This is a genomic window from Cupriavidus sp. H39 (assembly GCF_050271075.1).
Lineage (GTDB): Bacteria > Pseudomonadota > Gammaproteobacteria > Burkholderiales > Burkholderiaceae > Cupriavidus > Cupriavidus necator_B.
In genome coordinates, this window is the sequence record NZ_CP189846.1 from 860,656 (window position 1) to 879,585 (window position 18,930).

Below are 18,930 nucleotides of genomic sequence, written 5' to 3' on the forward strand. Positions count from 1 at the left end.
AATCGGCGCCCGTCCTACATGCAGCACCGCGGCGACCCCGAGCGGGATGCGCCCCCGGAGCCATGTGGTTCTTACCGGGCGTTGTAAATCTGCCGCGGGCGCCATGCCCCGGCGCCGCGGTCACGGCGGCCTCGCGACGGGAACGCTCCTTGCGACTTCCCACCGGCACGCCCGGCGCCGTGCCGGGTCTCCCCCATCGGAGGAAGCGGCAGATGAAACCCACCTTGAAGAAAATCAGCTCGCAGGTCATGGTGCTGACCGGCGCCAGCAGCGGCGTGGGGCTGGTCACCGCGCGCAAGGCGGCGCAGCAGGGCGCACGCCTGGTGCTGGTGGCGCGCAGCGAGGGGTCGCTGCACCAGCTGGCGGAAGAGCTGCGCGAGCAGGGCACGGAAGTGATCACCGTGGTCGCGGACGTCGGCCGGCACGATGAGATCGGCAAGGTGGCGCATGCCGCGATCGAGCGCTTCGGCGGCTTCGACACCTGGATCAACAACGCCGGCGTGACCATCTTCGGGCGCCATTGCGACGTGCCGCTGGAAGACCAGCGGCGGCTGTTCGACACCAACTACTGGGGCACCGTGCATGGTTCGCTGGCGGCCGCGGCGCATTTGCGCGACCGCGGCGGCGCCATTATCAACATGGGCAGCGAGGCCGCCGACGGCCCGATGCCGCTGCAGAGCGCCTACTCGGCGTCGCAGCATGCAATCAAGGGCTTCACCGATTCGCTGCGGCTGGAGCTGGAGCAGGAGCAGGCGCCGGTCAGCGTGACACTGATCAAGCCTGCTGGCCTGGAAACGCCGCTGGCGATGCACGCCAAGAACTTCCTCGACGTCGAGCCGCGCCTGCCGCCGCCGCTGTATGACCCGGCCCTGGCCGCCGACGCGATCCTGTTCGCCGCGGAAAACCCGCGCCGCGAGCTGTTCGTCGGCGCCGCGGCCAAGGCCTTCTCGGCGGCCGCGTACCATGCGCCGCACACCTTCGACCGCTTCATGCGCCGCTTCATGGGCCGCGCGCAGCAGACCCGCCACCCGGCCGGGCCGCTCGAAGACAATGCGCTGTACGGCAGCGGCAGCGGCCTGCAGGAACGCACCGGCACCCACGCCGCGCTGCATTCCTGCCCGTACACCACCACCGCGCGCTACCCCATGCTGACCACCGCGCTGGTGGTCGGGGCATCGGCCGCGGTCGCGGCGATGGTCCAGTTGCGGCGCCGCTAGCGCGCGCCGGCGCCGCGCGGTGCCGCCACGGCAGCCGCGCGACACACCGTCTTTTCTCCCCGTCCCCAGCGCGGCCCGCGCCACTCGCTATATCGGGTGGCGCATGGGTCGCCAGCGCCTATCATTGAGAAGGCCCGCGCTCGCGGGCATCTGGCCCTGTGCGGCGGCACGGGTCGATGGCTCCCCGCCGCGGGCCAGGCCACCATCCCACCCTAGCGAAGGTGCTCATGTCCGGGCTGCAAGCGGCAAGCAAGGTTCGCCCAACTGCGCTGGAAGCGTCCAGCCTGGCGCCGGACGATGACGCCCTGCAGCTGGCGCAACGATATCGGCGTTTGCTCGACGCGGTGCAGGACTGCGCGGTGTTCGAACTCGACGCGCACGGCGTGGTCGTGGCATGGCCGGAACCGGCGCGCCGGCTGTTCGGCTACAGCGCCGCGGAGATCGCCGGCAGCCACGTGTCCCGGCTGCACCGCCCCGAGGACGTTGCCGCGGGCCTGCTGCAGCAATGGCTGGATGCGGCCGCGCGCAGCGGCCATGCACGCGACCACGCCTGGTGCGTGCGCCGCGATGGCAGCCTGCTGCAGGCCCGCTGCGAGCTACGGCGCATTGACGCCACCAACCTGCCCGATGGCACATCGGCTGCGGGCTTTATCGTGTCGTGCCGCGACACCACCATGGAGCAGGCTGCGGCCGACCAGGCCCGCCTGGCCGACGACAAGCTGCAGCTGCTGGCCGACAACCTGCCCTGCACCGCGGTTTGCGAACTCGGCCTCGACGGCACGATCCGCAGCTGGAACGCGGGCGCGGGCGCGCTTGCCGGCCACACCGCGGAAGCGGCGGCGGGCCAGCCGCTGGCCTGGCTCTATACCCGCCAGGATGCCGCCGCGGGCCGCCCGCAGGCCGCGCTGGAGGCGGCGCGCGCATGCGGCCAATGGGCCGGTGAAGAACGCCTGGCGCGCAAGGACGGCTCGGTGGTGCGCTGCGCCACCCGCATGGTGCTGGTGCGCGATGCGGCGGGGTGCCCCGAGAGCCTGCTGTGGACCGCGCGTGACCTCAGCGATACGCTGCGGCTGGAAATGCTCGATGCCGGCAACCGCCGGCTGCAGTCCTTCCTGGCCATCCTCGCCCACGAACTGCGCAACCCGCTGGCGCCGGTGCGCAATGCCGTGGAAGTCATCGCGCTGACCCCTGACGCCGGGCCGCGCGTGCGCCGCTGCGCCGAGATCATTGATCGCCAGCTGCGCCAGATCGAGCGGCTGGTCAACGACCTGCTCGATGTGGGCCGCGTGACCGCCGGCAAGATGAAGATGGAACTGAGGCCGACGTCCTATAACGACGTGGTGAGCACCAGCCTGGAAGCGATCCGTCCCACGCTGGAGGCGTCAGAGCAGCAACTGGTGGTGGCGCTGCCGGAGGCTTCGCCTTATGTGCGGGCCGATGCCGCGCGGCTCGGGCAGGTGCTGCTGAACCTGCTCAGCAACGCGGCCAAGTACACGCCCCGCGGCGGCACCGTCACCGTGCATGTCTACGTCGAGCCGGCGCGCGTGATCACCGCGGTGTCGGATACCGGCCGGGGGCTGGAGCCCGCAGCGCTGGACCGGATCTTCAACCTGTTCGCGCAGGAGGGCGACGCGGGCAGCCGCAGCGGGCTGGGCATCGGCCTGGCGCTGGCCAAGGCCATCGTCGAAGCGCATGACGGCGCGATCCGGGCCGACAGCGCGGGCGCGGGCAAGGGCAGCACCTTCACCGTGATCCTGCCGCGCGCCACCGCGCGCCCGGCTGAGGCGGCCACGCCGCCGCCGGGCCAGGCGCCGCGCCGGCGCGTGCTGGTGGTGGATGACAATGCCGACTCGGCCGACAGCATGGCCGAAGTGCTGACCCTGCTCGGCCACGCGGCCCAGGCCGTGTACAGCGGCCAGCAGGCTGTCGGCGTGGCCGCGGCGTTCCGGCCCGACTGCGTGCTGCTGGACCTGCAGATGCCTGACATGTCGGGCTATGAAGCCCTGGAGGCGCTGCGCCAGACCTTGCGCGGCCGTGCGGTGCGGTTCCTGGCGCTGTCGGGGTGCGGCACCGCCGAAGACCAGCGCCGCAGCAGGCTGGCCGGCTTCCATGCGCACCTGACCAAGCCGCTGTCGATCGAGGCCTTGTCGCGTGCCCTGGCCGAGCCGGTGCCGGCGGACCCCGCGGGGCCGGCGCCTCACAACGAGCGATAGGCGTCAAGCCGGTTGTAGAGCGTCTTCAGGCTGATGCCGAGGGCGCGCGCAGCCTGGCGCTTGTCGCCGTCGAAGCGCGCCAGCGTGGCCATGATGATCTCGCGCTGGGTGTCGGCCAGCGTGGTGCCGACGCGCACGTTGACCACGCCGTCGACGGTGGTGGGGCGCGGCGCCTGTGTGGCCAGGTTGGGGTTGCCGATCTCCACCACCTTGTCGGCGAGGATAAAGGCGCGGTAGACCGCGTTCTTCAGCTCGCGCACATTGCCGGGCCAGTCGTAGCGCACCAGGCGGTCCAGCGACCCCGCCGAAAAGCTCTTGTCGGTGCGTTCCATGGCGTTGTATTCGGCCAGGAAGTGGCGCGCCAGCGGCACGATGTCGTCGGGCCGCTCGCGCAGCGGCGGAATATGCAAGGGAAACACCGCCAGCCGGTACAGCAGGTCTTCGCGCAACTGGCCGCCGCGTACGGCCTCGACCGGGTCGCGGTTGGTGGCCGCCAGGATGCGCACATCGGTGGCGATCAGCGTATCGCCGCCGACGCGGTGGAAGGTGCGGCCTTCCAGCACCCGCAGCAGCTTGATCTGCATCTCCAGCGGCATCTCGGTGACTTCGTCGAGAAACAGCGTGCCGCCCTGGGCCTGCTCGAAGTAGCCCGCCTTCTGCTCGATCGCGCCGGTAAAGCCGCCTTTTTCATGGCCAAACAGCTCGGATTCGATCAGCGTGGGCTGGATCGCGCCGCAGTTGACGGCAATGAAGGGGCCGTTCTGGCGGGTGCTGCGTTCATGCACCGCGCGCGCCACCACTTCCTTGCCCGAGCCGCTTTCCCCTACGGCCAGCATGGTGACATCGGTGGGCGCCACGCGCTCGATCTGCGCCAGCAGGCGCTGCATCGCGGGCGAGGTGCTTTCCCACAGCAGCGATACCTGCGACGGCACGGCGCGGCGCGGCGCGGGTTCACTGGCCGGCGCAGTGCCGGCGACGTGGCTGGAAGCGGGGGCGGCATGGCTGCGCCGCGAAGTGCTGGCGGTCACTGGCACGATATCGGCCGGTTGAGGGTTGCAGGTAGCGGGTTGCCGGGAGAAGTTCCTATGCTAGCCTTTGGCGTGGGGGCTTGCCATAGTGGCGCGCGCCTGCGCGGCAACTTCCGACAGCTGTGTCAGACGGACACCGGCAACGACCGTGCCTGGCCGGGCTTAGACTGCCATTACGCAGTGTGGACCCGCCCCCGCGGACCAGAATCCGCAGTCAAGGTCGTGCCCTCCTGTGCCTGCCATGGCTGCCGTACGCGCCACGCATGAGGCGCGCCGGCGGATTTCCGCAGTCCCGGCGCCGCTCGGCGTTGCGGTCGCGGAAGGCAGTGCCCCAGGGTTTGCCTTGAGTTTCCATTAGGTCTCACTGACGGATCGTATGCCCCACATCCTGATTGTCGATGACGACGAAAACGCATGCGCCGCCCTGGCCGAGATCGTAGCCATGGAAGGCTTCACCTCCGCCACCGCCGGCACGCTGCGTGAAGCGCGGCTGCAGATCGGCTGGCGCATGCCGGAGGCAATCGTGGCCGACCTGCGCCTGCCGGACGGCAACGGCATGGAGCTGTTCGAAGAGGTCGGCGCGTCCGGCGTCGAGGTGATCCTGACCACCGGCTACGCCAGCGTCGAAAGCGCGGTGGAAGCGCTGCGCGCCGGCGCCACCGACTACCTCGTCAAGCCCATCAACGTCGCGCGCCTGCAGACCGTGCTCAAGCGCCTGGCCACCACCGGCGAGCTGCGCGCCGAAATCCATTCCCTGCGCGGCGAATTGCGCCGCTACGGCCGCTTCGGGCGGCTGATGGGCAGCTCCGAGGTGATGCAGTCCGTCTATGACCAGCTCGCGCGGGTAGCGCCCACCGAGGCCACCGTGCTGCTGATCGGCGAAAGCGGCACCGGCAAGGAGCTGGCCGCGCAGACCGTGCATGAGCTGTCGTCGCGGCGGCGCCAGCCGTTCCTGGCAGTCAATTGCGGCGCGATCTCGCCCACGCTGATCGAAAGCGAGATGTTCGGCCACGAGCGCGGCAGCTTTACCGGCGCCGATCGCCAGCACAAGGGCTATTTCGAGCGCGCCGACGGCGGCACGCTGTTTCTCGACGAGATCACCGAAATGCCCGCGGAACTGCAGGTCAAGCTGCTGCGGGTGCTCGAGACCGGCACCTTCATGCGCGTGGGTACCAACCGCGAATGCCATGCCGACGTGCGCGTACTCGCCGCGACCAACCGCAACCCGGAAGAAGCGGTGGCTGACGGCAAGCTGCGCGCCGACCTGTTCCATCGCCTCAATGTATTTCCGGTAGAGCTGCCGCCGCTGCGCGCGCGCGGTGACGACGTCATCCAGATCGCCAACATGATGCTGGACCAGCTCAACGCCGAGCAGGGGCTACAGCGCCGCTTCGCGCCCAATGTGCTCGACAGCCTGCGCCTGCACGCGTGGCCCGGCAACGTGCGCGAGCTGCGCAACTTCGTGCAGCGCGCCTTCATCATGGCCGACGACGACCTCATCACCGAAGCCCAGGTGCCGCTGCAAGTCGCGGCCACGCAGGCGCCGGGCGCGGCCGTGGTGTCGGTACCGGTGGGCATGTCGCTGGCCGACGCCGACCGGCAACTGATCTTTGCCACGCTCGAGCAATGCGCGGGGGTCAAGAAGCACGCGGCGGAGATCCTCGGCATCAGCCTGAAGACTTTGTACAACCGGCTGGAAGATTATGCCGCCCGTGGCGAATTGCCAGAGTGGTTGCGCGCCTCGCGCAATGACTCGGGCTCGTCAGCAACCGGGTGACCGCGTGCGTTATCGCTTGGGACGACGGGGAGGGCTGGCACGTGCGGCGTGCCAGGCGCGGGAGCGGGCGTGCGCAGCACGTTTCTTGCTTTCGAGCAGGACGAGGTTCCCGGCCGATCCGGCCTGCCATGTCTACTGGCCGTTGCGGCCGACCTGCAGATGACGCAGCTACTTCCGCCGTCCGGCGCGCCGGACACTCCTGAGCCGCGTCCAGCGTCATCGCTGGACCTGCAGGCGTCCAGCGCTCAGGCGACCGCCGGCAACGGCAGCGCCGAGCCGGTGCGCAGCGTGCAGGAAGTCAGCACGCTGATCGAGCAATCCGCGCATGACCTGCGCTCGTCGCTGAACGCCATCCAGAGCTGGGCCTACGTGCTGGACCGCGCCTTCGATACCACGCCGGCGCCGGCGCAGCGCGCGCTCGACGGCATCCGTTCCGGGATGCAGCAGCAGCTGGCGCTGATCGAGGAAATGGAAGAGGCGGTGCGGCTGCTGGCCGACGAGAGCCCGCCGCGCTGGCAGCAACTGGACCTGCGTGTGCTGGCGAGCCAGGCCATTGCGGACCGGCGCCACGCGGCCGATGCGCGCGGCGTGGTGCTGTCGCCGCTGAGCGCGGACGGGTCGACAGGGCCGGCCCCTGCCACCGCCGCGGCGCCGGACGCGCCCGATACCGCGGCTTACTGCGTCGACGGGGATGCCATGCGGCTGGCGCCGTTGCTGCGGCACCTGCTGGTGCACTGCATCTGGCGCGCGCAAACGGGCGGGCGGGTGAGCGTGCACCTGTTCAGCGAGCCGGACTACGTCAAGCTGCGCATTACCGAAAGCCCGCCGCTCGATTCCCAGCGCAGTGCCAGCCGGCTGGCGGCCCTGACCGACTTCTTCGGCCGCCGCCCGCCACAGGGCGGCGAGCCGCCGTCCCGGCAAAGCAGCGCACTGCTGCTGACGCGCCGCATGGTGGAAATGCACGGCGCGGTGCTGAGCGCGGAGAGCGACGGCTGCGACAGCGACAAGGTCAGTGTCTGCATCGCGGTCCGGTTCCCGCGCCATATGCGCCGCGACTGACTGCGCCGGGTCTGGCTGCGCGCGCCGGAACCTGAGACCGCCGCCGATGTAGTTTTTACCAGCCCGGCCCCAACGCTACGCGTACCACTTGCCCGCCACGCCATGGCACCGCCGCCGCGCGCCGCGGTACGGCAGCGTTCACACCGGCCGCGGCGTGGCTGACGGCCCGGCCAGTTGCCGGCAAGCTTCTGGCCCGCCCCTTGCATGGATGGAACACCCCAAACCAAGGAGGGAACAACCATGCCCAACGCCAGCCGCAAGTCCGCCCAGGCCGAGCAGGTTGCTCAGAAGCCGTCCCGGGCGAAGTCCGCGACCGCCATGCGGTCCGCGCAAGCCAGCGGGTCCACGTCATCCGCACGCGCCGGCATGTCGCCGTCAGGCCGCGGCAGCGGCAGCGGGCCGGCCGCGGGCAAGGGCGCAGCCGGCAAGCCGGCCGCGGGCGCCAAGCCGCGCGGCAAGGAAGCCAAGACCTACCAGGCCGCCGTCGACGATTCGCTCGAGATGACCTTCCCGGCCAGCGATCCGATCTCGCCCAGCGCTGCCATGCACGCCGAGAAAAAGACGCAGACCGCGCGCGACGACGTTGACTGGAAGCTCAAGCAAGGCAGCCAGGAGCAGCCGGTAGGCGCCAAGCCGGCGGGCCAGCGCAAGGGCGCGGCCGCGGAGTCGGGACGGCCGGCCAAGCCTGCTGCCAGGACCGCCGCAAAGACCGCTGCAAAACCGGCCGCAAAAACCGCGAGCAAGACCGCAGCGAAATCGACGGCCAAGCCCGCCGCCAAGACTGCCGCCAAGCGGGCGGCCAAGCCTGCCGCGAAAACCGGTGGGGGTAAAGCCGCTACGAAGACCGCGGCCAAGTCCGCCAAGCCGGGCAAGTCGGCCAAGCGCTGAGGTGCGTGCCTGCCCCCTTTAGTCCACCTTGAGTCCAAGCGCCGCGGCGCGGCTACACAGCCTCGCCGCGGTTCCGAACACATCGATGAACGAAAAGGAGCCACCATGTCCGCCATCATCGCTGGCCGCTTCGACAGCTTCTCCACCGCCGAAACCACCGCAAGCCGGCTGCGTGCGCAGGGGTTTGCCGACCAGGACCTGAACCTGTTCTACGTGAACCCGCCCGGGCAGCACGCGGCGTATGCCATCGGCGGCGACCATGCCGCGGACGCCGGCGCGCGCAAGTCGGGCGTGGGCGCCATCAGCGGGGTGCTGATCGGCGCCGCCGCGGGTGCAGCCGTCGGTGCGGCGATCGTTGCCGCCCTGGGCGCGACGCCGCCGCTGTCGATCCTGGTGCTGGTGTTTGCGATCGGGCTGGGCGCCTACCTGGGCTCGCTCGCCGGCGCGCTGGCGCTGGCGCGCCATGCCAGGCGCAATCCGCGCACCGGCCAGCCCGCGGTGCGCAATGCCGGGGTCGTGCTGGCGGCGCACCTGGCCAGCACCGACACCGCCACGGCGGACACGGTCGCCACCGTGCTGCGTCAGGGCGGCGCCAAGGATGTCGAGCGCGCCGACGGCCAATGGGTCGATGGCCGCTGGGCCGATTTCGATCCGCTGGTGCCGCCGGTGCCGGCCAACCCGCGCGAACGCATCTAGCGAACGGCACCCCGCGCTTTTTCTTCCCGCTCCACTTGCTACCCGAGCAGCCAAACGGAGGTATCCCATGAATCCAGTCCAACCTGAAACGCCCGGCGGCGAACACCCGCACGGCGCCTCGATCGTCGGCGGCATCGACCGCGATTCACCGGGTCCCGGCCCGTTCGTGATGGCGGCCGATACGCTCGAGGGCAACAAGGTGGTTGATCCGGCCGGCGACGACATCGGCACCATCGACCACATCATGATCGACGTGCTCGGGGGCCGCGTTGCCTATGCCGTGCTGGCGATGGGCGGCTTCCTCGGCATCGGCGAAAAGCTGTTCGCGTTGCCGTGGTCCGCATTGACGCTGGACACGCGGCGCAAGTGCTTCGTGCTCGGCGTCGAGAAAGACCGGCTCAAGGCAGCGCCGGGCTTCGACAAGGACCACTGGCCCACCATGGCCGACTCGCAATGGGCCACCAGCATCCACCAGTACTATGGCATCTCGCCTTACTGGGAAGCCGACCGCTATGACCCCTGGGCCTGAGCGCGGCATGCCACGCCGCTAACGCCAGGACGGCCAGGGCGCCGGAGATTACCTCCGGCGCCCTGGCGTTTAGCGGCAACGCTCACACCTTGTGGTTCACCTGCCCGGCGGGTTTCTCGGCCGGGTCGGCATGCATGCCGCTGGCGGCGGGCTGCGCCTGCGGCTCAGGCGGAGGCGGCTGCCGCGTCGACAGCGCGTTATGCACGCCCAGCACGCCGGGGCTGACCGCCGCGGCTTTTTCCACGCGCTGCGCGGTGGCGACGTCTTCGACGCAGCCGCGCACGGTCAGGCGCCGGTCTGCGACTTCAAGCGTCACGCCATCAGGAAAGCGGCCGTCGAAGGCCTCGGTAATCTTGGCGCGCACGGCCACGCGCAGGGCTTCGTCATCAGCGGCAGGGGTTGCGTTCATCGCGGCTCCTTGTCGATGCAGTGGTTTCAGCGCGCGGGCGCTGAAGGCGTGGAGATCGAAGCCAGCGCGGCACCGGAATCGCGTGGCTCAACGCCCTTGCTGGCGAGGTCGCCCAGCGACACGATGCCCACCAGGGCGTGGTCGTGGTCAAGCACCGGCAGGCGCCGCACCTGCGCGGCTTCCATCTTGTGCCGCGCGTCTTCAAGCGATTCGTCTTCGCGGCACCATTCCACTTGCGGCGACATCGCCTCGGCGACGGGCGTGGCCTGCGGCGGCTGGCCGCTTGCGATGGCGCGCACGGTGATATCGCGGTCGGTCAGCATGCCGACCAGGCGCCGGCCGTCGCATACCGGCAGCGCGCCGACATGCAGGTCCGCCATCAGCTGCGCGGCACGCTGGATGGTTTCATCGGGAGAGAGATAGGCCGGCTGGCGCGTCATGATGTCGAGGACGCGCCGGGGCGCGCGGGGCTGCGTGGCAGGGGACTGGAACATGGCTGACTCCGGTTCGCTGGTGGGACCGATCCCGTGTGCGGACCGGGCTCGGTTCAACAGGGCGGCGACTGGCCACCGGCGCACCGGGAGTCGCCGCTTCGTCACGGCATCCGGCGCAAGAAGCGTTCCCGTCCCCCTGCGCGCGCCCTGTCTCGCGAGGCGGCCACGCCGCAGGCAAGATTTATCACCCGATGTAGAAACGAAAGCAGCAGGGCGCGGCAACCGGCGGCAAGTGCTGCGCCCGTTGTAGGACTGCGCCCGCTGCACATTGGCCATGCGCTCCATACAATGAAATCAGCATGCCGCCCGGCCAGCAGCCCAACTCAGCAGCTCACCCTGGCGGCCAATCCGCCGACTCATCCGTGGGAGTGCAACGATGCGCAAGTCCAGCCCAATCATGCCCGACGCTGGCCATCGGCCCGGCCCCGGCAAACGTGCCACCGTGCTGCACCTGTTCGACCGCTTTGCCGGCGGCGCCACGCGCCATGCCGGGTCACCGACCGCCTTTGTGCTGGCCGTCGGCGTGGTGGTGGCGTGGGCTCTCACCGGCCCGATGTTCGGGTACTCCGAAACCTGGCAGCTGGTGATCAATACCGGCACCACCATCGTCACCTTCCTGATGGTGTTCCTGATCCAGCAGAGCCAGAACAAGGATGCCGTCGCGGTACACCTGAAGCTCAACGAGCTGCTCGCCTCTCACCGCGAAGCCAGCAACATGCTGGTGTCGATCGAAGACCTGGACGAAGAGGAGCTGCGCCAACTGGTGAGCTTCTACCGCCAGCTGGCCGAGCTGGCCGACCAGGAAGACGGCATCAAGACCAGCCATTCGCTCGACGAGGCGCGCGAGAACCACGCCGCCAAGCGCCACGCGCGGGCCGCGCGCGGGCGCCAGACCGAACCGCCCGCCGGTGATGCCGGCAGCGCGCCCGCCACCTCCGCCTCGGCCGCCTCGTAGCGTGCCGGCCGCGGCCCCCCCTTGCGCAAGACCCGTGCGACAAACCGAGACAGGAGCTGGCCGTGACCACATCGAGCAACGCAAGCAAGCGAAAACCGGCGCCGACGGCGGCAGGCCCGGCAACCGCGCCGCAGGGCAGCCGGACGGTGATGGCTTACGGCTGCGAGACCCTGGGCGAGGCCGACAGCCACCATGGCATGACCCTTGCCAATCTCGCCCGCAAGGTGGCCGAGATCGCCGGCCTGTCGTTCGCCGGCGGCTACGCCGCGCCATCGGCGGGGCGTCCGGCGCCATACCTGGTGCCGGCGCAGACCCTGGTCGGCCGCGAACTGGCGGCGGGCCTCGGCGTGCAGGGCGAGGACGATCTCTTCGGCGGCGTTGTGCCGTACGCGTTCGTCGCCACCAAGGCGATCACGCATGGCCTGGTGGAGCCCGGCGCCGCGGCGCCGCGGGGCTGGTCCGAGGCCTTCGTGCGGCGCGTGGTCGGCGCGACGCTGCCGGGTTTCACCGCGTTCAGCGTCGCTGATGCGCGCATCGCGGCGCTGCGGCTGTTGACGCTGGGGCCGGTGCGGCTGAAGGATACCGGCGGCGTCGGCGGTCTGGGCCAGCGCGTGGTCGACGGCGAACGCGCGCTGGACGAAGCACTGGACGCGCTCGCCCCCGAGGTGGTGGAACGCGACGGCCTGGTGGTGGAGCGCGATCTGCGCGCGCCGCAAACCTACAGCGTCGGCAAGGTGGTGCTGGCGGGGCTGGAAGCCAGCTATTGCGGCACGCAGGGGCTGACCCAGAACAACCGGGGGCAGAAGGTCTACGGCGGTTCCACGCTGACGGTAGTGCGCGGCGGGTTTGACGCGCTGCTGCAGCATCCGTTCGACGCCCGCATTATTGCCGCGGTGCGCGCGGCGATGGTGTACCACGAGGCGGCGCTGGCGTGCTATGGCGAGGGCGGCGGCATGGTGCTGTCGCGCTGCAATTACGACGTCGCCTTTGGCGCGCCCGCGGGCAATGCCGATTGCGGGCAGATGCTCGGCGGCGTGCTGGAACAGTCCTGGCGCGTGGGCGGCGCGACCGGTGCCGAACTGGTGGCGCTGGCTGCGCTGCGCGACGACCCGCAGCGCACGCGCGTGGTCGCGTCCACGCACGAAGTCTACGGCAACGACGTGCGCGTGCCGGATGACGCGGAAGTCTATTACCACGGCGAAGACCGCCATGTCGGCCCGCTGACCAAGTACGCACGACTGGAGCCTGAATCCGATGGCAACGCATGAAGAACTGCTGCAGATCGAAAGCGAAGGCGGCACTATCGCCGGTACCCTGATCAGCCCGGAAACCAAGTTGCCCGGGGTGTTGTTCGTGCACGGCTGGGGCGGCAGCCAGCAGCAATACCTGGCGCGCGCGCGCAAGGTGGCGGGGCTGGGCTGCGTCTGCCTGACCTTCGACCTGACTGGCCATGCCGGCACGCGCGCGCAGTACGAGACCGTCAGCCGCACCCGCAACCTGGCCGACGTAGTGGCCGCCTACGACGTGCTGGTACGCCAGCCCGAGGTGGACCGCAACGCGATCGCGGTGGTGGGCAGCAGCTATGGCGGCTACCTGGCCGCGCTGCTCAGCGGCCTGCGCCAGGTGCGCTGGCTGGCGTTCCGGGCCCCGGCGCTGTACATGGACTCGGGCTGGGACCTGCCCAAGCGCCAGTTGCATCGCGAGCAGGACCTGGTGAACTACCGGCGCCATATGGTGCCGCCCGCGAGCAACCGCGCGCTGCGCGCCTGCACGGCGTTTACCGGCGACGTCCTGGTGATCGAATCCGAGCACGACCAGATCGTGCCCCATGCCGCGGTGATGAGCTATGTCGATTCCTGCATCCATGCCAACTCGCTGACCTACCGCGTGATCAAGGGCGCCGACCATGGCCTCGCCGATGAGGAATACCAGCGCACCTACAGCAGCATGCTGGTCAACTGGCTGCGTGAAATGGTCACCGTGGCCCGCGCCGGCCCGGTCACGGCCGAACGCGCGGTGCCACCGGCGCCGCCGAAGCCCGTGCCGCCCGCGCCCGACGCCGGTCTCGAAACCCCGCATCCCGAGTCGGCGAGCGCGCCGGGCGCCGCCTAGCGCCCACGCCCATGGACAGCACGCTGCCCGGCACCGAAGCCCCCGCCGCGCTCGACACGGTGCTGCGCGACGCGGGGCTGCGCTATGTCGACGACAGCAAACCTGGCATCACGCGCCGGCGCCATGGCAGCGGCTTCAGCTATACCGGGCCGGACGGCAAGCGCGTGGCCGATGCCGCCACGCTGGCGCGCATTGCGGCGCTGGCGATCCCGCCGGCCTATGAGTCGGTGTGGATCTGCCCCGACCCGCGCGGCCACCTGCAGGCCACCGGGCGCGACGCGCGCGGGCGCAAGCAGTACGTCTACCACCCGCAATGGGCCGCGCTGCGCGATACGGACAAGTACGCGCGGCTGGCGGCTTTTGGCGCCGCGCTGCCGCGCCTCCGCGCCCGCGTGGCGCGCGACCTGCGCCGCAACGGCATGCCGCGGGAGAAAGTGGTGGCCGCGGTGGTGCTGCTGCTCGACGCCACGCTGGTGCGCGTCGGCTCGCCGCGTTACGCGCGCCAGAACCGCACCTACGGCCTGACCACGCTGCGGCGCCGCCACGTGACCGTGCGCGGCAGCCGGCTGCGCTTCCAGTTCACCGGCAAGAGCGGCATCACGCACGACGTCTCGGTCAACGACCCGCGCCTCGCCCGCATCGTGCGCAATTGCGCCGACCTGCCCGGCCAGTGCCTGTTCAAGTACCGCGACAGCGACGGCGAGATCCGCGAGATCGGCTCGGCCGATGTCAATGCCTACCTGCAGGAGGTGACTGGCGGCGACTTTACCGCCAAGGATTTCCGCACCTGGGCCGGCAGCGTGCATGCGTTGGCGATCCTGCGCAAGCTGCCGGACGCGGCCAGCGAGACCGCGCGCCGCAAGGCCGTGACCGATGCCATCCGCGAGGTCGCGGGCCAGTTGCGCAACACTGTCGCGGTGTGCCGCAAATGCTACGTGCACCCCGACGTTATCGAGGCGTACCTCGGCGGCGTGCTGCAGGCCGGCGGCCGCGCGCCGGCGATGACGCGGCTGCGCGCGGACGAGGCGCGGCTGCTGCAGCTGCTGGCGGCAGGCCAGTCCCGGCCGGCCAACGGCAAGAACGGCAACAACGGCTGATCGTCACCGGAAGCGTGTTCAGCATCCCAGGGCGCCGATATAGCCCGGCAGGTCCTTGGCCTCGCGCGAGTGCGCCAGCTTGAAAGCGCTCGCCAGCGCAAAGGCGAAGTGGTGCGGCGTATCGAACGGGCCGGGCACGTGGCGCCGGAAGAAATCCGCCCAGCGGAAGTCCATATAGGCGGTCTTGACCTTGCGGTAGCCGCCGGCCAGCTGGACGAAGGCTTCCAGGCTGCGATACGGGTCGTCGCGCATGTCGTGGATGGCCTCGGGCAGTTCGGTCAGCGGGCGCTTGCGTCCATGCTCGTCGTAAGGATGGACCATATGGTTGGCGACCATGTGGCGCCAGAACGCCGGCACGTCCATGTCGCTCAGGTCGGCGCGGACGATGGCGGGCACATGGGTGAGTCCCAGGTCATGCCACGCGCGCACCCAGTGGTGGTGGTCGACCACATAGAGCGTCTGGGCCGGTCCGATCACCAGGTGCACGCGGTGCCGGTCCAGGAACGCCGCGCGCGCTTCCGGCGCAACCCGCCGCGTCACATGGACCTTCTGCGCCACGTGGTAGCCGCCCACCGTGATCTGGGTGGGCCGCAGCGCGTCCAGCGGCACCATCAGCTTGCTGTCGGCGGCCAGTTTGCGCGGCGCTCGCCGCGGGGCCGGCGCGGTCGGCATGGCTCAGCTCTTGTTGAGGGTGCGGTCCGGCGAGGTGCCGCCCGATGACGCGCTTTCCGAGGTGTCCGTCGACGTGTCGCCACCGACCTCGGATCCCGCCGCCCATGCGGTGCCTTGCTGGCGCTGCACGCGCAGGCGGTTGTCGACCTCGGTGACGCCGAACACGGCGTCGGCGATTTCCTCGACCACGTATTTCTCGCGGCGCTCGCTGACGGTGCCGTCAAGCGTCACCACGCCGTTTGCCACCTCGACCGTGACCTCGCCGACGTCGACATACGGGTTCATCGCCAGGCGCTCGCACACATCCTCGCGCACGCGCTCGTCAGAGCGACGGTAACCCTTGGGGCCGCTCGCCCGGCGGCCGGCATGCTGCCCGCCCTGCGCACCGGAGGCGCCGGCCTGGCCGGCATAGGGGGAACGGCGGCGGTAGCCCGGATCGTCCGGATAGACGCGCTGTCCGCCGCTGAACGACTGGCCGCCACGGCCGGCATCGCCGAAATAGCCGCCGCCATAGCTGGGCTGGCCGCCGCGTTGGGCACGGTCGCGTTCGCTGCCTTCTTGCCAATGCATGGCGCGGCCGCCTTCACGGCGGCCCCGCTCTGCGCCCCAGCCGCCCTCGCTGCGCCGATCGCGTTCGCCGCGTTCATCGCGCTCGTAGCGCTGGTTGCGTTCATTGCGTTCATTGCGTTCGCTGGTTTCGCTGCGGCGCCCGCGCGGGCCGAAGCGGTCCTCGTCGCGATAGCCGTAGCCCGATTCGCGTTCCTCGCTACGGTAGCCGCTGTCCTGTGGCGATGGCCGATAGCCGCCATAGGCGCTGCTGTACGGATGGCCGCTGCCGCCGACATCGGCGGCGCCATAGCCGCGCTCTCCCCAGCTGCCGCGCCGCTGTCCCGCCGGCGTGTCCTGCTCATACCAAGGGCCGCCGTGGCGCGAAGATTCGCGCTCGCTCCCCATGCCACGGCCCTGGCCGCGGTCTTCGTCCCGGCGGCTGTCCTCGCGCTGGCCGCGGCTTGCATAGCCGCCATACTCGCCGCGCGGCTGGCTGCCTTGGCCGCGCCAGTCCTCGCCCCATTCCTGTCCCCAGTCCTCCGAGCCGCGGCCTTCACTCTCGTCGCGCGTCCTTTGCTCGGGGCCGCGGTCGCGGCGTTGCGCTTCGGGCCGGCCGCGGCTGCCGCGGTCATTGCGGAAGTTGAACATATCTGCCTCCTGGCGATGAGGCCCCGCGCGCTGGCACTGCACGCGGGCAAGTGCGGCAGGCGCCGGAAGCCGTTGACGGTTCGGATATCCAGTTGGCCGCAAAATCCGTGCCCCAACGTGTAGACGAAGCGGCGCAGCGCGCAATCCCGGCGCGCTGTAAGGATTGCCGTGCGATGTAAGGGTTACGGGCAGCGCCCCGGGGGCTGGCGCTGCAGCGCGTGGCGGCATGCGGGGCCGCGCGCTGCGCTTTGCGGCATGGAACTTGCGCGCCACCCTGGCATCTTGCATGGCCGCGGCGTGCCGTCACGCTGGCGTCGCATGGCGCGGCCATGCCGACAGGAGACTCCCATGTCCACACCCAAGAGCGTCCCGCCCCAGCACCAGTCGCGCCAGCCCGGCCTGGAAGCCCCGATGCGCCCGCAGCCGGACAGCGGCGCGGACGACTACGTCGGCAGCGGCCGGCTCAACGGACGCGTTGCGCTGGTCACCGGTGGCGACAGCGGCATCGGCCGCGCCATTGCGGTAGCCTTTGCGCGCGAAGGCGCCGATGTCGCGATCGCCTACCTGAACGAACATGCCGACGCGCGCGAGACCGTCAACCTGGTCGAGCAGGCCGGGCGCAAATGCCTGGCCATCGCCGGCGACCTGGCCGACTGCAACCACGCCGAGGCCGTGGCGCGGCAGACGCTGCAGCAGTTCGGCAAGCTCGACATCCTGGTCAACAATGCCGCCGAGCAGCATCCCAAGGAATCGCTGGAGGAAGTCGAGGCCAGCCAGGTGGAAGCCACCTTCCGCACCAACGTGTTTGCGATGTTCCACCTGACCCGCGCGGTGCTGCCGCACCTGAAGGCCGGTGCGTCGATCCTGAATACCACGTCGGTCACCGCCTACCGCGGCAGCAAGCACCTGCTGGACTATTCCGCGACCAAGGGAGCGATCGTGTCGTTCACGCGCTCGCTGGCGCTGCAAGTGGTGGAGCGCGGCATTCGCGTCAACGGCGTGGCACCGGGCCCGATCTGGACGCCGCTGATTCCGTCCACGTTCAGCCCCGAGGAAGTGGCGGAGTTCGGCAAGAAGACGCCCATGGGCCGCCCGGGACAGCCGTTTGAAGTCGCCGGCGGCTACGTGTTTCTCGCCTCCGATGCGGCCAGCTATATCACGGGCCAGATCCTGCACATCAATGGCGGCGAGGTCGTGAATGGCTGATCGACCGGGTCGCGCCACGCCGGCGCATGTAGTTCCGGGGCCGCGTTTGCAAATATTGCACGCACCGTTCCCTTCGTCTGCCGTGCCGTGCAGATCCTGCGCGCGGGCGTGGCTCTTGCAATACGGGTGAGATCAGCCGACCGCCATTGCCAATCTCTGGGAGGCATCATGTCATCGATTATCGCGGGACGTTTTGATTCGGTAGCCAGCGCCGAAGATGCCGCACGCACACTGTTCGCGCGCGGGTTCTCGGTCTGGGAGGTATCCATCGTGTCCGTGCCGGAGCGCGCCGCGGACCGGCAAGACGACGGCGCCGCGCACCAGCCGGCGGACAACGTCATGCTGGCCGCGTGCGTCAACAACGGGCTGGGTTCGGTGGTGATCGACGTGCTGCGCGAAACCGGCGCCAGCCAGCTGGAGCGCGCGCAGGGAACCTGGGAATGCGGGCAGTGGACCGATTTCGATCCCGCCCGGCGGGGCGAGCCGGTCCGTGAGGGCGAGGGCGAGTACTGGCCCCGGCCGCTGGCCAGCGACGCCACCGCCGAGGAAAGCACCGGCAACGAAGACCCCGGCAGCGAGCTCGAGCATTTCGTCGATCAGAAACGTGCCGAGCACGACTGAACGCCGCGCCGGTCCGGACGACCCGGCCACCGGGGCCGCGCCCGTCGCCTTGCCGCGCTATTCGCGCGGCAAGGCGGTGGCCGAACTGGCAAGGCTGCGCCCGACCCAGCTGACGCTGGGCTACATCCACGTCCACCACAAGATGGAAGTCACGCAGCGCCACGCGGATCCGCAAGACCGCGAGGCGTTGCAGCGCTTCATGCGCCGGCATCGCATCAAGACCGTCGCGGGCCCGGGCGGAGAGCTCTATATCATCGACCACCACCATTGGGCGCGCGCGTGGCTGGATCTCGGCTACCAGCTGGCCCCGGTGCGGGTGCTGGAAGACTTCAGCCATCTGGACGGCCCCGCGTTCTGGAAGCGCTTGCGCCAGCTGGGCCATGTTCATCCCTACGATGAGCGCGGCAGGCGCCTGGGGCCCAGGGCGTTGCCTTCAACCGTACGCAGCATGCGCGACGACCCGTACCGCAGCCTAGCCGCCTTTGTCCGCGAAGCGGGCGCGTACCGCAAGCCGGGCAACGCCTACGGCGACTTCTGCTGGGCTGGGTTCCTGCGCAAGCGGGTGGAGCAGGATCTGGGCAGCATCGCGGGCTTCGGGCTGGCGCTGGCGGAATCGATCAAGCTAGCCCGCAGCCCGCGGGCCAGGCGCCTGCCGGGCTATTGCGGTGGTCCGCTGGAGGGCAGGACGGGCCAACCCGCAAAGTCGTTGAAGACGGGCAAGGGCAAGGGCAAGAACGGCAGGGCCGGATAGCAACAGGGC

At 70.1% G+C, this 18,930-nt stretch carries 19 protein-coding genes; 14 read left to right on the forward strand and 5 right to left on the reverse strand.

The window, feature by feature from the left end:
* Window positions 1–212 precede the first annotated feature (212 nt).
* Complete coding sequence (locus ACOCMH_RS04425; protein WP_427307959.1) at window positions 213–1,217, forward strand: SDR family oxidoreductase; 1,005 nt, start codon at window positions 213–215, stop codon at window positions 1,215–1,217.
* A gap of 227 nt (window positions 1,218–1,444) precedes the next feature.
* Entirely contained in the window at window positions 1,445–3,430 is a 1,986-nt protein-coding gene (locus tag ACOCMH_RS04430; protein ID WP_427307960.1) for a PAS domain-containing hybrid sensor histidine kinase/response regulator, read from the forward strand.
* Here the strand turns inward: ACOCMH_RS04430 and ACOCMH_RS04435 are convergent.
* Window positions 3,415–4,464: a sigma-54 interaction domain-containing protein gene (locus ACOCMH_RS04435; protein ID WP_427307961.1), complete on the reverse strand. Its 1,050-nt coding sequence runs from the start codon at window positions 4,462–4,464 to the stop codon at window positions 3,415–3,417. The genes ACOCMH_RS04430 and ACOCMH_RS04435 overlap by 16 nt on opposite strands.
* Window positions 4,465–4,834: 370 nt before the next feature.
* Between ACOCMH_RS04435 and ACOCMH_RS04440 the strand changes: the two genes are divergently transcribed.
* From ACOCMH_RS04440 to ACOCMH_RS04460, 5 genes are all read left to right on the forward strand, one after another.
* Window positions 4,835–6,235 carry a sigma-54-dependent transcriptional regulator gene (locus tag ACOCMH_RS04440; protein WP_171515443.1) on the forward strand — a complete coding sequence of 467 codons (1,401 nt, stop codon included), beginning with the start codon at window positions 4,835–4,837 and terminating at the stop codon, window positions 6,233–6,235.
* A 159-nt stretch (window positions 6,236–6,394) separates the two neighbouring features.
* On the forward strand, window positions 6,395–7,294 hold the full coding sequence (locus ACOCMH_RS04445; protein WP_427307962.1) for a sensor histidine kinase: 900 nt from the start codon (window positions 6,395–6,397) through the stop codon (window positions 7,292–7,294).
* 240 nt (window positions 7,295–7,534) lie between these two features.
* Complete coding sequence (locus ACOCMH_RS04450; RefSeq protein WP_427307963.1) at window positions 7,535–8,182, forward strand: hypothetical protein; 648 nt, start codon at window positions 7,535–7,537, stop codon at window positions 8,180–8,182.
* Between the two features lie 105 nt (window positions 8,183–8,287).
* Window positions 8,288–8,878: a DUF6861 domain-containing protein gene (locus tag ACOCMH_RS04455; RefSeq protein ID WP_427307964.1), complete on the forward strand. Its 591-nt coding sequence runs from the start codon at window positions 8,288–8,290 to the stop codon at window positions 8,876–8,878.
* 67 nt (window positions 8,879–8,945) lie between these two features.
* Entirely contained in the window at window positions 8,946–9,407 is a 462-nt protein-coding gene (locus ACOCMH_RS04460; protein ID WP_171515440.1) for a PRC-barrel domain-containing protein, read from the forward strand.
* 82 nt (window positions 9,408–9,489) lie between these two features.
* Here the strand turns inward: ACOCMH_RS04460 and ACOCMH_RS04465 are convergent, their stop codons facing one another.
* Both ACOCMH_RS04465 and ACOCMH_RS04470 read right to left on the reverse strand, forming a co-directional pair.
* Window positions 9,490–9,816, reverse strand: coding sequence for a BON domain-containing protein (locus tag ACOCMH_RS04465; protein WP_427307965.1), 327 nt, complete (start codon window positions 9,814–9,816; stop codon window positions 9,490–9,492).
* 26 nt (window positions 9,817–9,842) lie between these two features.
* Window positions 9,843–10,310 (reverse strand): CBS domain-containing protein, encoded by a 468-nt coding sequence (locus tag ACOCMH_RS04470; protein WP_427307966.1) that lies wholly within the window; start codon window positions 10,308–10,310, stop codon window positions 9,843–9,845.
* Between the two features lie 376 nt (window positions 10,311–10,686).
* On the opposite strand from ACOCMH_RS04470, the gene ACOCMH_RS04475 reads away from it, so the two are divergent.
* The 4 genes from ACOCMH_RS04475 to ACOCMH_RS04490 all read left to right on the forward strand — a co-directional run bounded on the left by ACOCMH_RS04475 (window position 10,687) and on the right by ACOCMH_RS04490 (window position 14,474).
* The gene (locus ACOCMH_RS04475; RefSeq protein WP_427307967.1) at window positions 10,687–11,265 is read left to right on the forward strand and encodes a low affinity iron permease family protein; all 579 of its coding nucleotides are present in this window, start codon (window positions 10,687–10,689) and stop codon (window positions 11,263–11,265) included.
* Between the two features lie 149 nt (window positions 11,266–11,414).
* Window positions 11,415–12,533, forward strand: a complete 1,119-nt coding sequence (locus tag ACOCMH_RS04480) for a DUF3182 family protein (protein WP_427308359.1) — start codon at window positions 11,415–11,417, stop codon at window positions 12,531–12,533.
* Complete coding sequence (locus ACOCMH_RS04485; RefSeq protein WP_427307968.1) at window positions 12,520–13,377, forward strand: alpha/beta hydrolase family protein; 858 nt, start codon at window positions 12,520–12,522, stop codon at window positions 13,375–13,377. The genes ACOCMH_RS04480 and ACOCMH_RS04485 overlap by 14 nt, the downstream gene beginning before the upstream one ends.
* 11 nt (window positions 13,378–13,388) lie before the next feature.
* Entirely contained in the window at window positions 13,389–14,474 is a 1,086-nt protein-coding gene (locus ACOCMH_RS04490) for a DNA topoisomerase IB (protein ID WP_427307969.1), read from the forward strand.
* An 18-nt stretch (window positions 14,475–14,492) separates the two neighbouring features.
* On the opposite strand, the gene ACOCMH_RS04495 is transcribed toward ACOCMH_RS04490, so the two are convergent.
* Window positions 14,493–15,146, reverse strand: a complete 654-nt coding sequence (locus ACOCMH_RS04495) for a ParB-like protein (RefSeq protein ID WP_427307970.1) — start codon at window positions 15,144–15,146, stop codon at window positions 14,493–14,495.
* A 3-nt stretch (window positions 15,147–15,149) separates the two neighbouring features.
* Window positions 15,150–16,343 (reverse strand): BON domain-containing protein, encoded by a 1,194-nt coding sequence (locus tag ACOCMH_RS04500; protein WP_427307971.1) that lies wholly within the window; start codon window positions 16,341–16,343, stop codon window positions 15,150–15,152.
* 348 nt (window positions 16,344–16,691) lie between these two features.
* On the opposite strand from ACOCMH_RS04500, the gene ACOCMH_RS04505 reads away from it, so the two are divergent.
* The 3 genes from ACOCMH_RS04505 to ACOCMH_RS04515 all read left to right on the forward strand — a co-directional run bounded on the left by ACOCMH_RS04505 (window position 16,692) and on the right by ACOCMH_RS04515 (window position 18,921).
* Window positions 16,692–17,549: an SDR family oxidoreductase gene (locus tag ACOCMH_RS04505; RefSeq protein WP_427307972.1), complete on the forward strand. Its 858-nt coding sequence runs from the start codon at window positions 16,692–16,694 to the stop codon at window positions 17,547–17,549.
* Window positions 17,550–17,717: 168 nt separating this feature from the next.
* On the forward strand, window positions 17,718–18,170 hold the full coding sequence (locus tag ACOCMH_RS04510) for a hypothetical protein (protein WP_427307973.1): 453 nt from the start codon (window positions 17,718–17,720) through the stop codon (window positions 18,168–18,170).
* Window positions 18,154–18,921 carry a ParB-like protein gene (locus ACOCMH_RS04515; RefSeq protein WP_427307974.1) on the forward strand — a complete coding sequence of 256 codons (768 nt, stop codon included), beginning with the start codon at window positions 18,154–18,156 and terminating at the stop codon, window positions 18,919–18,921. The genes ACOCMH_RS04510 and ACOCMH_RS04515 overlap by 17 nt, the downstream gene beginning before the upstream one ends.
* Window positions 18,922–18,930 lie beyond the last annotated feature (9 nt).

Coding starts and splice junctions, on each gene's coding strand:
- ACOCMH_RS04425 (WP_427307959.1), top strand. CDS start 213: ATGAAACCCACCTTGAAGAAAATCAGCTCGCAGGTCATGGTGCTGACC.
- ACOCMH_RS04430 (WP_427307960.1), top strand. CDS start 1,445: ATGTCCGGGCTGCAAGCGGCAAGCAAGGTTCGCCCAACTGCGCTGGAA.
- ACOCMH_RS04440 (WP_171515443.1), top strand. CDS start 4,835: ATGCCCCACATCCTGATTGTCGATGACGACGAAAACGCATGCGCCGCC.
- ACOCMH_RS04445 (WP_427307962.1), top strand. CDS start 6,395: ATGACGCAGCTACTTCCGCCGTCCGGCGCGCCGGACACTCCTGAGCCG.
- ACOCMH_RS04450 (WP_427307963.1), top strand. CDS start 7,535: ATGCCCAACGCCAGCCGCAAGTCCGCCCAGGCCGAGCAGGTTGCTCAG.
- ACOCMH_RS04455 (WP_427307964.1), top strand. CDS start 8,288: ATGTCCGCCATCATCGCTGGCCGCTTCGACAGCTTCTCCACCGCCGAA.
- ACOCMH_RS04460 (WP_171515440.1), top strand. CDS start 8,946: ATGAATCCAGTCCAACCTGAAACGCCCGGCGGCGAACACCCGCACGGC.
- ACOCMH_RS04465 (WP_427307965.1), bottom strand. CDS start 9,816: ATGAACGCAACCCCTGCCGCTGATGACGAAGCCCTGCGCGTGGCCGTG.
- ACOCMH_RS04470 (WP_427307966.1), bottom strand. CDS start 10,310: ATGTTCCAGTCCCCTGCCACGCAGCCCCGCGCGCCCCGGCGCGTCCTC.
- ACOCMH_RS04475 (WP_427307967.1), top strand. CDS start 10,687: ATGCGCAAGTCCAGCCCAATCATGCCCGACGCTGGCCATCGGCCCGGC.
- ACOCMH_RS04480 (WP_427308359.1), top strand. CDS start 11,415: ATGGCTTACGGCTGCGAGACCCTGGGCGAGGCCGACAGCCACCATGGC.
- ACOCMH_RS04485 (WP_427307968.1), top strand. CDS start 12,520: ATGGCAACGCATGAAGAACTGCTGCAGATCGAAAGCGAAGGCGGCACT.
- ACOCMH_RS04490 (WP_427307969.1), top strand. CDS start 13,389: ATGGACAGCACGCTGCCCGGCACCGAAGCCCCCGCCGCGCTCGACACG.
- ACOCMH_RS04495 (WP_427307970.1), bottom strand. CDS start 15,146: ATGCCGACCGCGCCGGCCCCGCGGCGAGCGCCGCGCAAACTGGCCGCC.
- ACOCMH_RS04500 (WP_427307971.1), bottom strand. CDS start 16,343: ATGTTCAACTTCCGCAATGACCGCGGCAGCCGCGGCCGGCCCGAAGCG.
- ACOCMH_RS04505 (WP_427307972.1), top strand. CDS start 16,692: ATGTCCACACCCAAGAGCGTCCCGCCCCAGCACCAGTCGCGCCAGCCC.
- ACOCMH_RS04510 (WP_427307973.1), top strand. CDS start 17,718: ATGTCATCGATTATCGCGGGACGTTTTGATTCGGTAGCCAGCGCCGAA.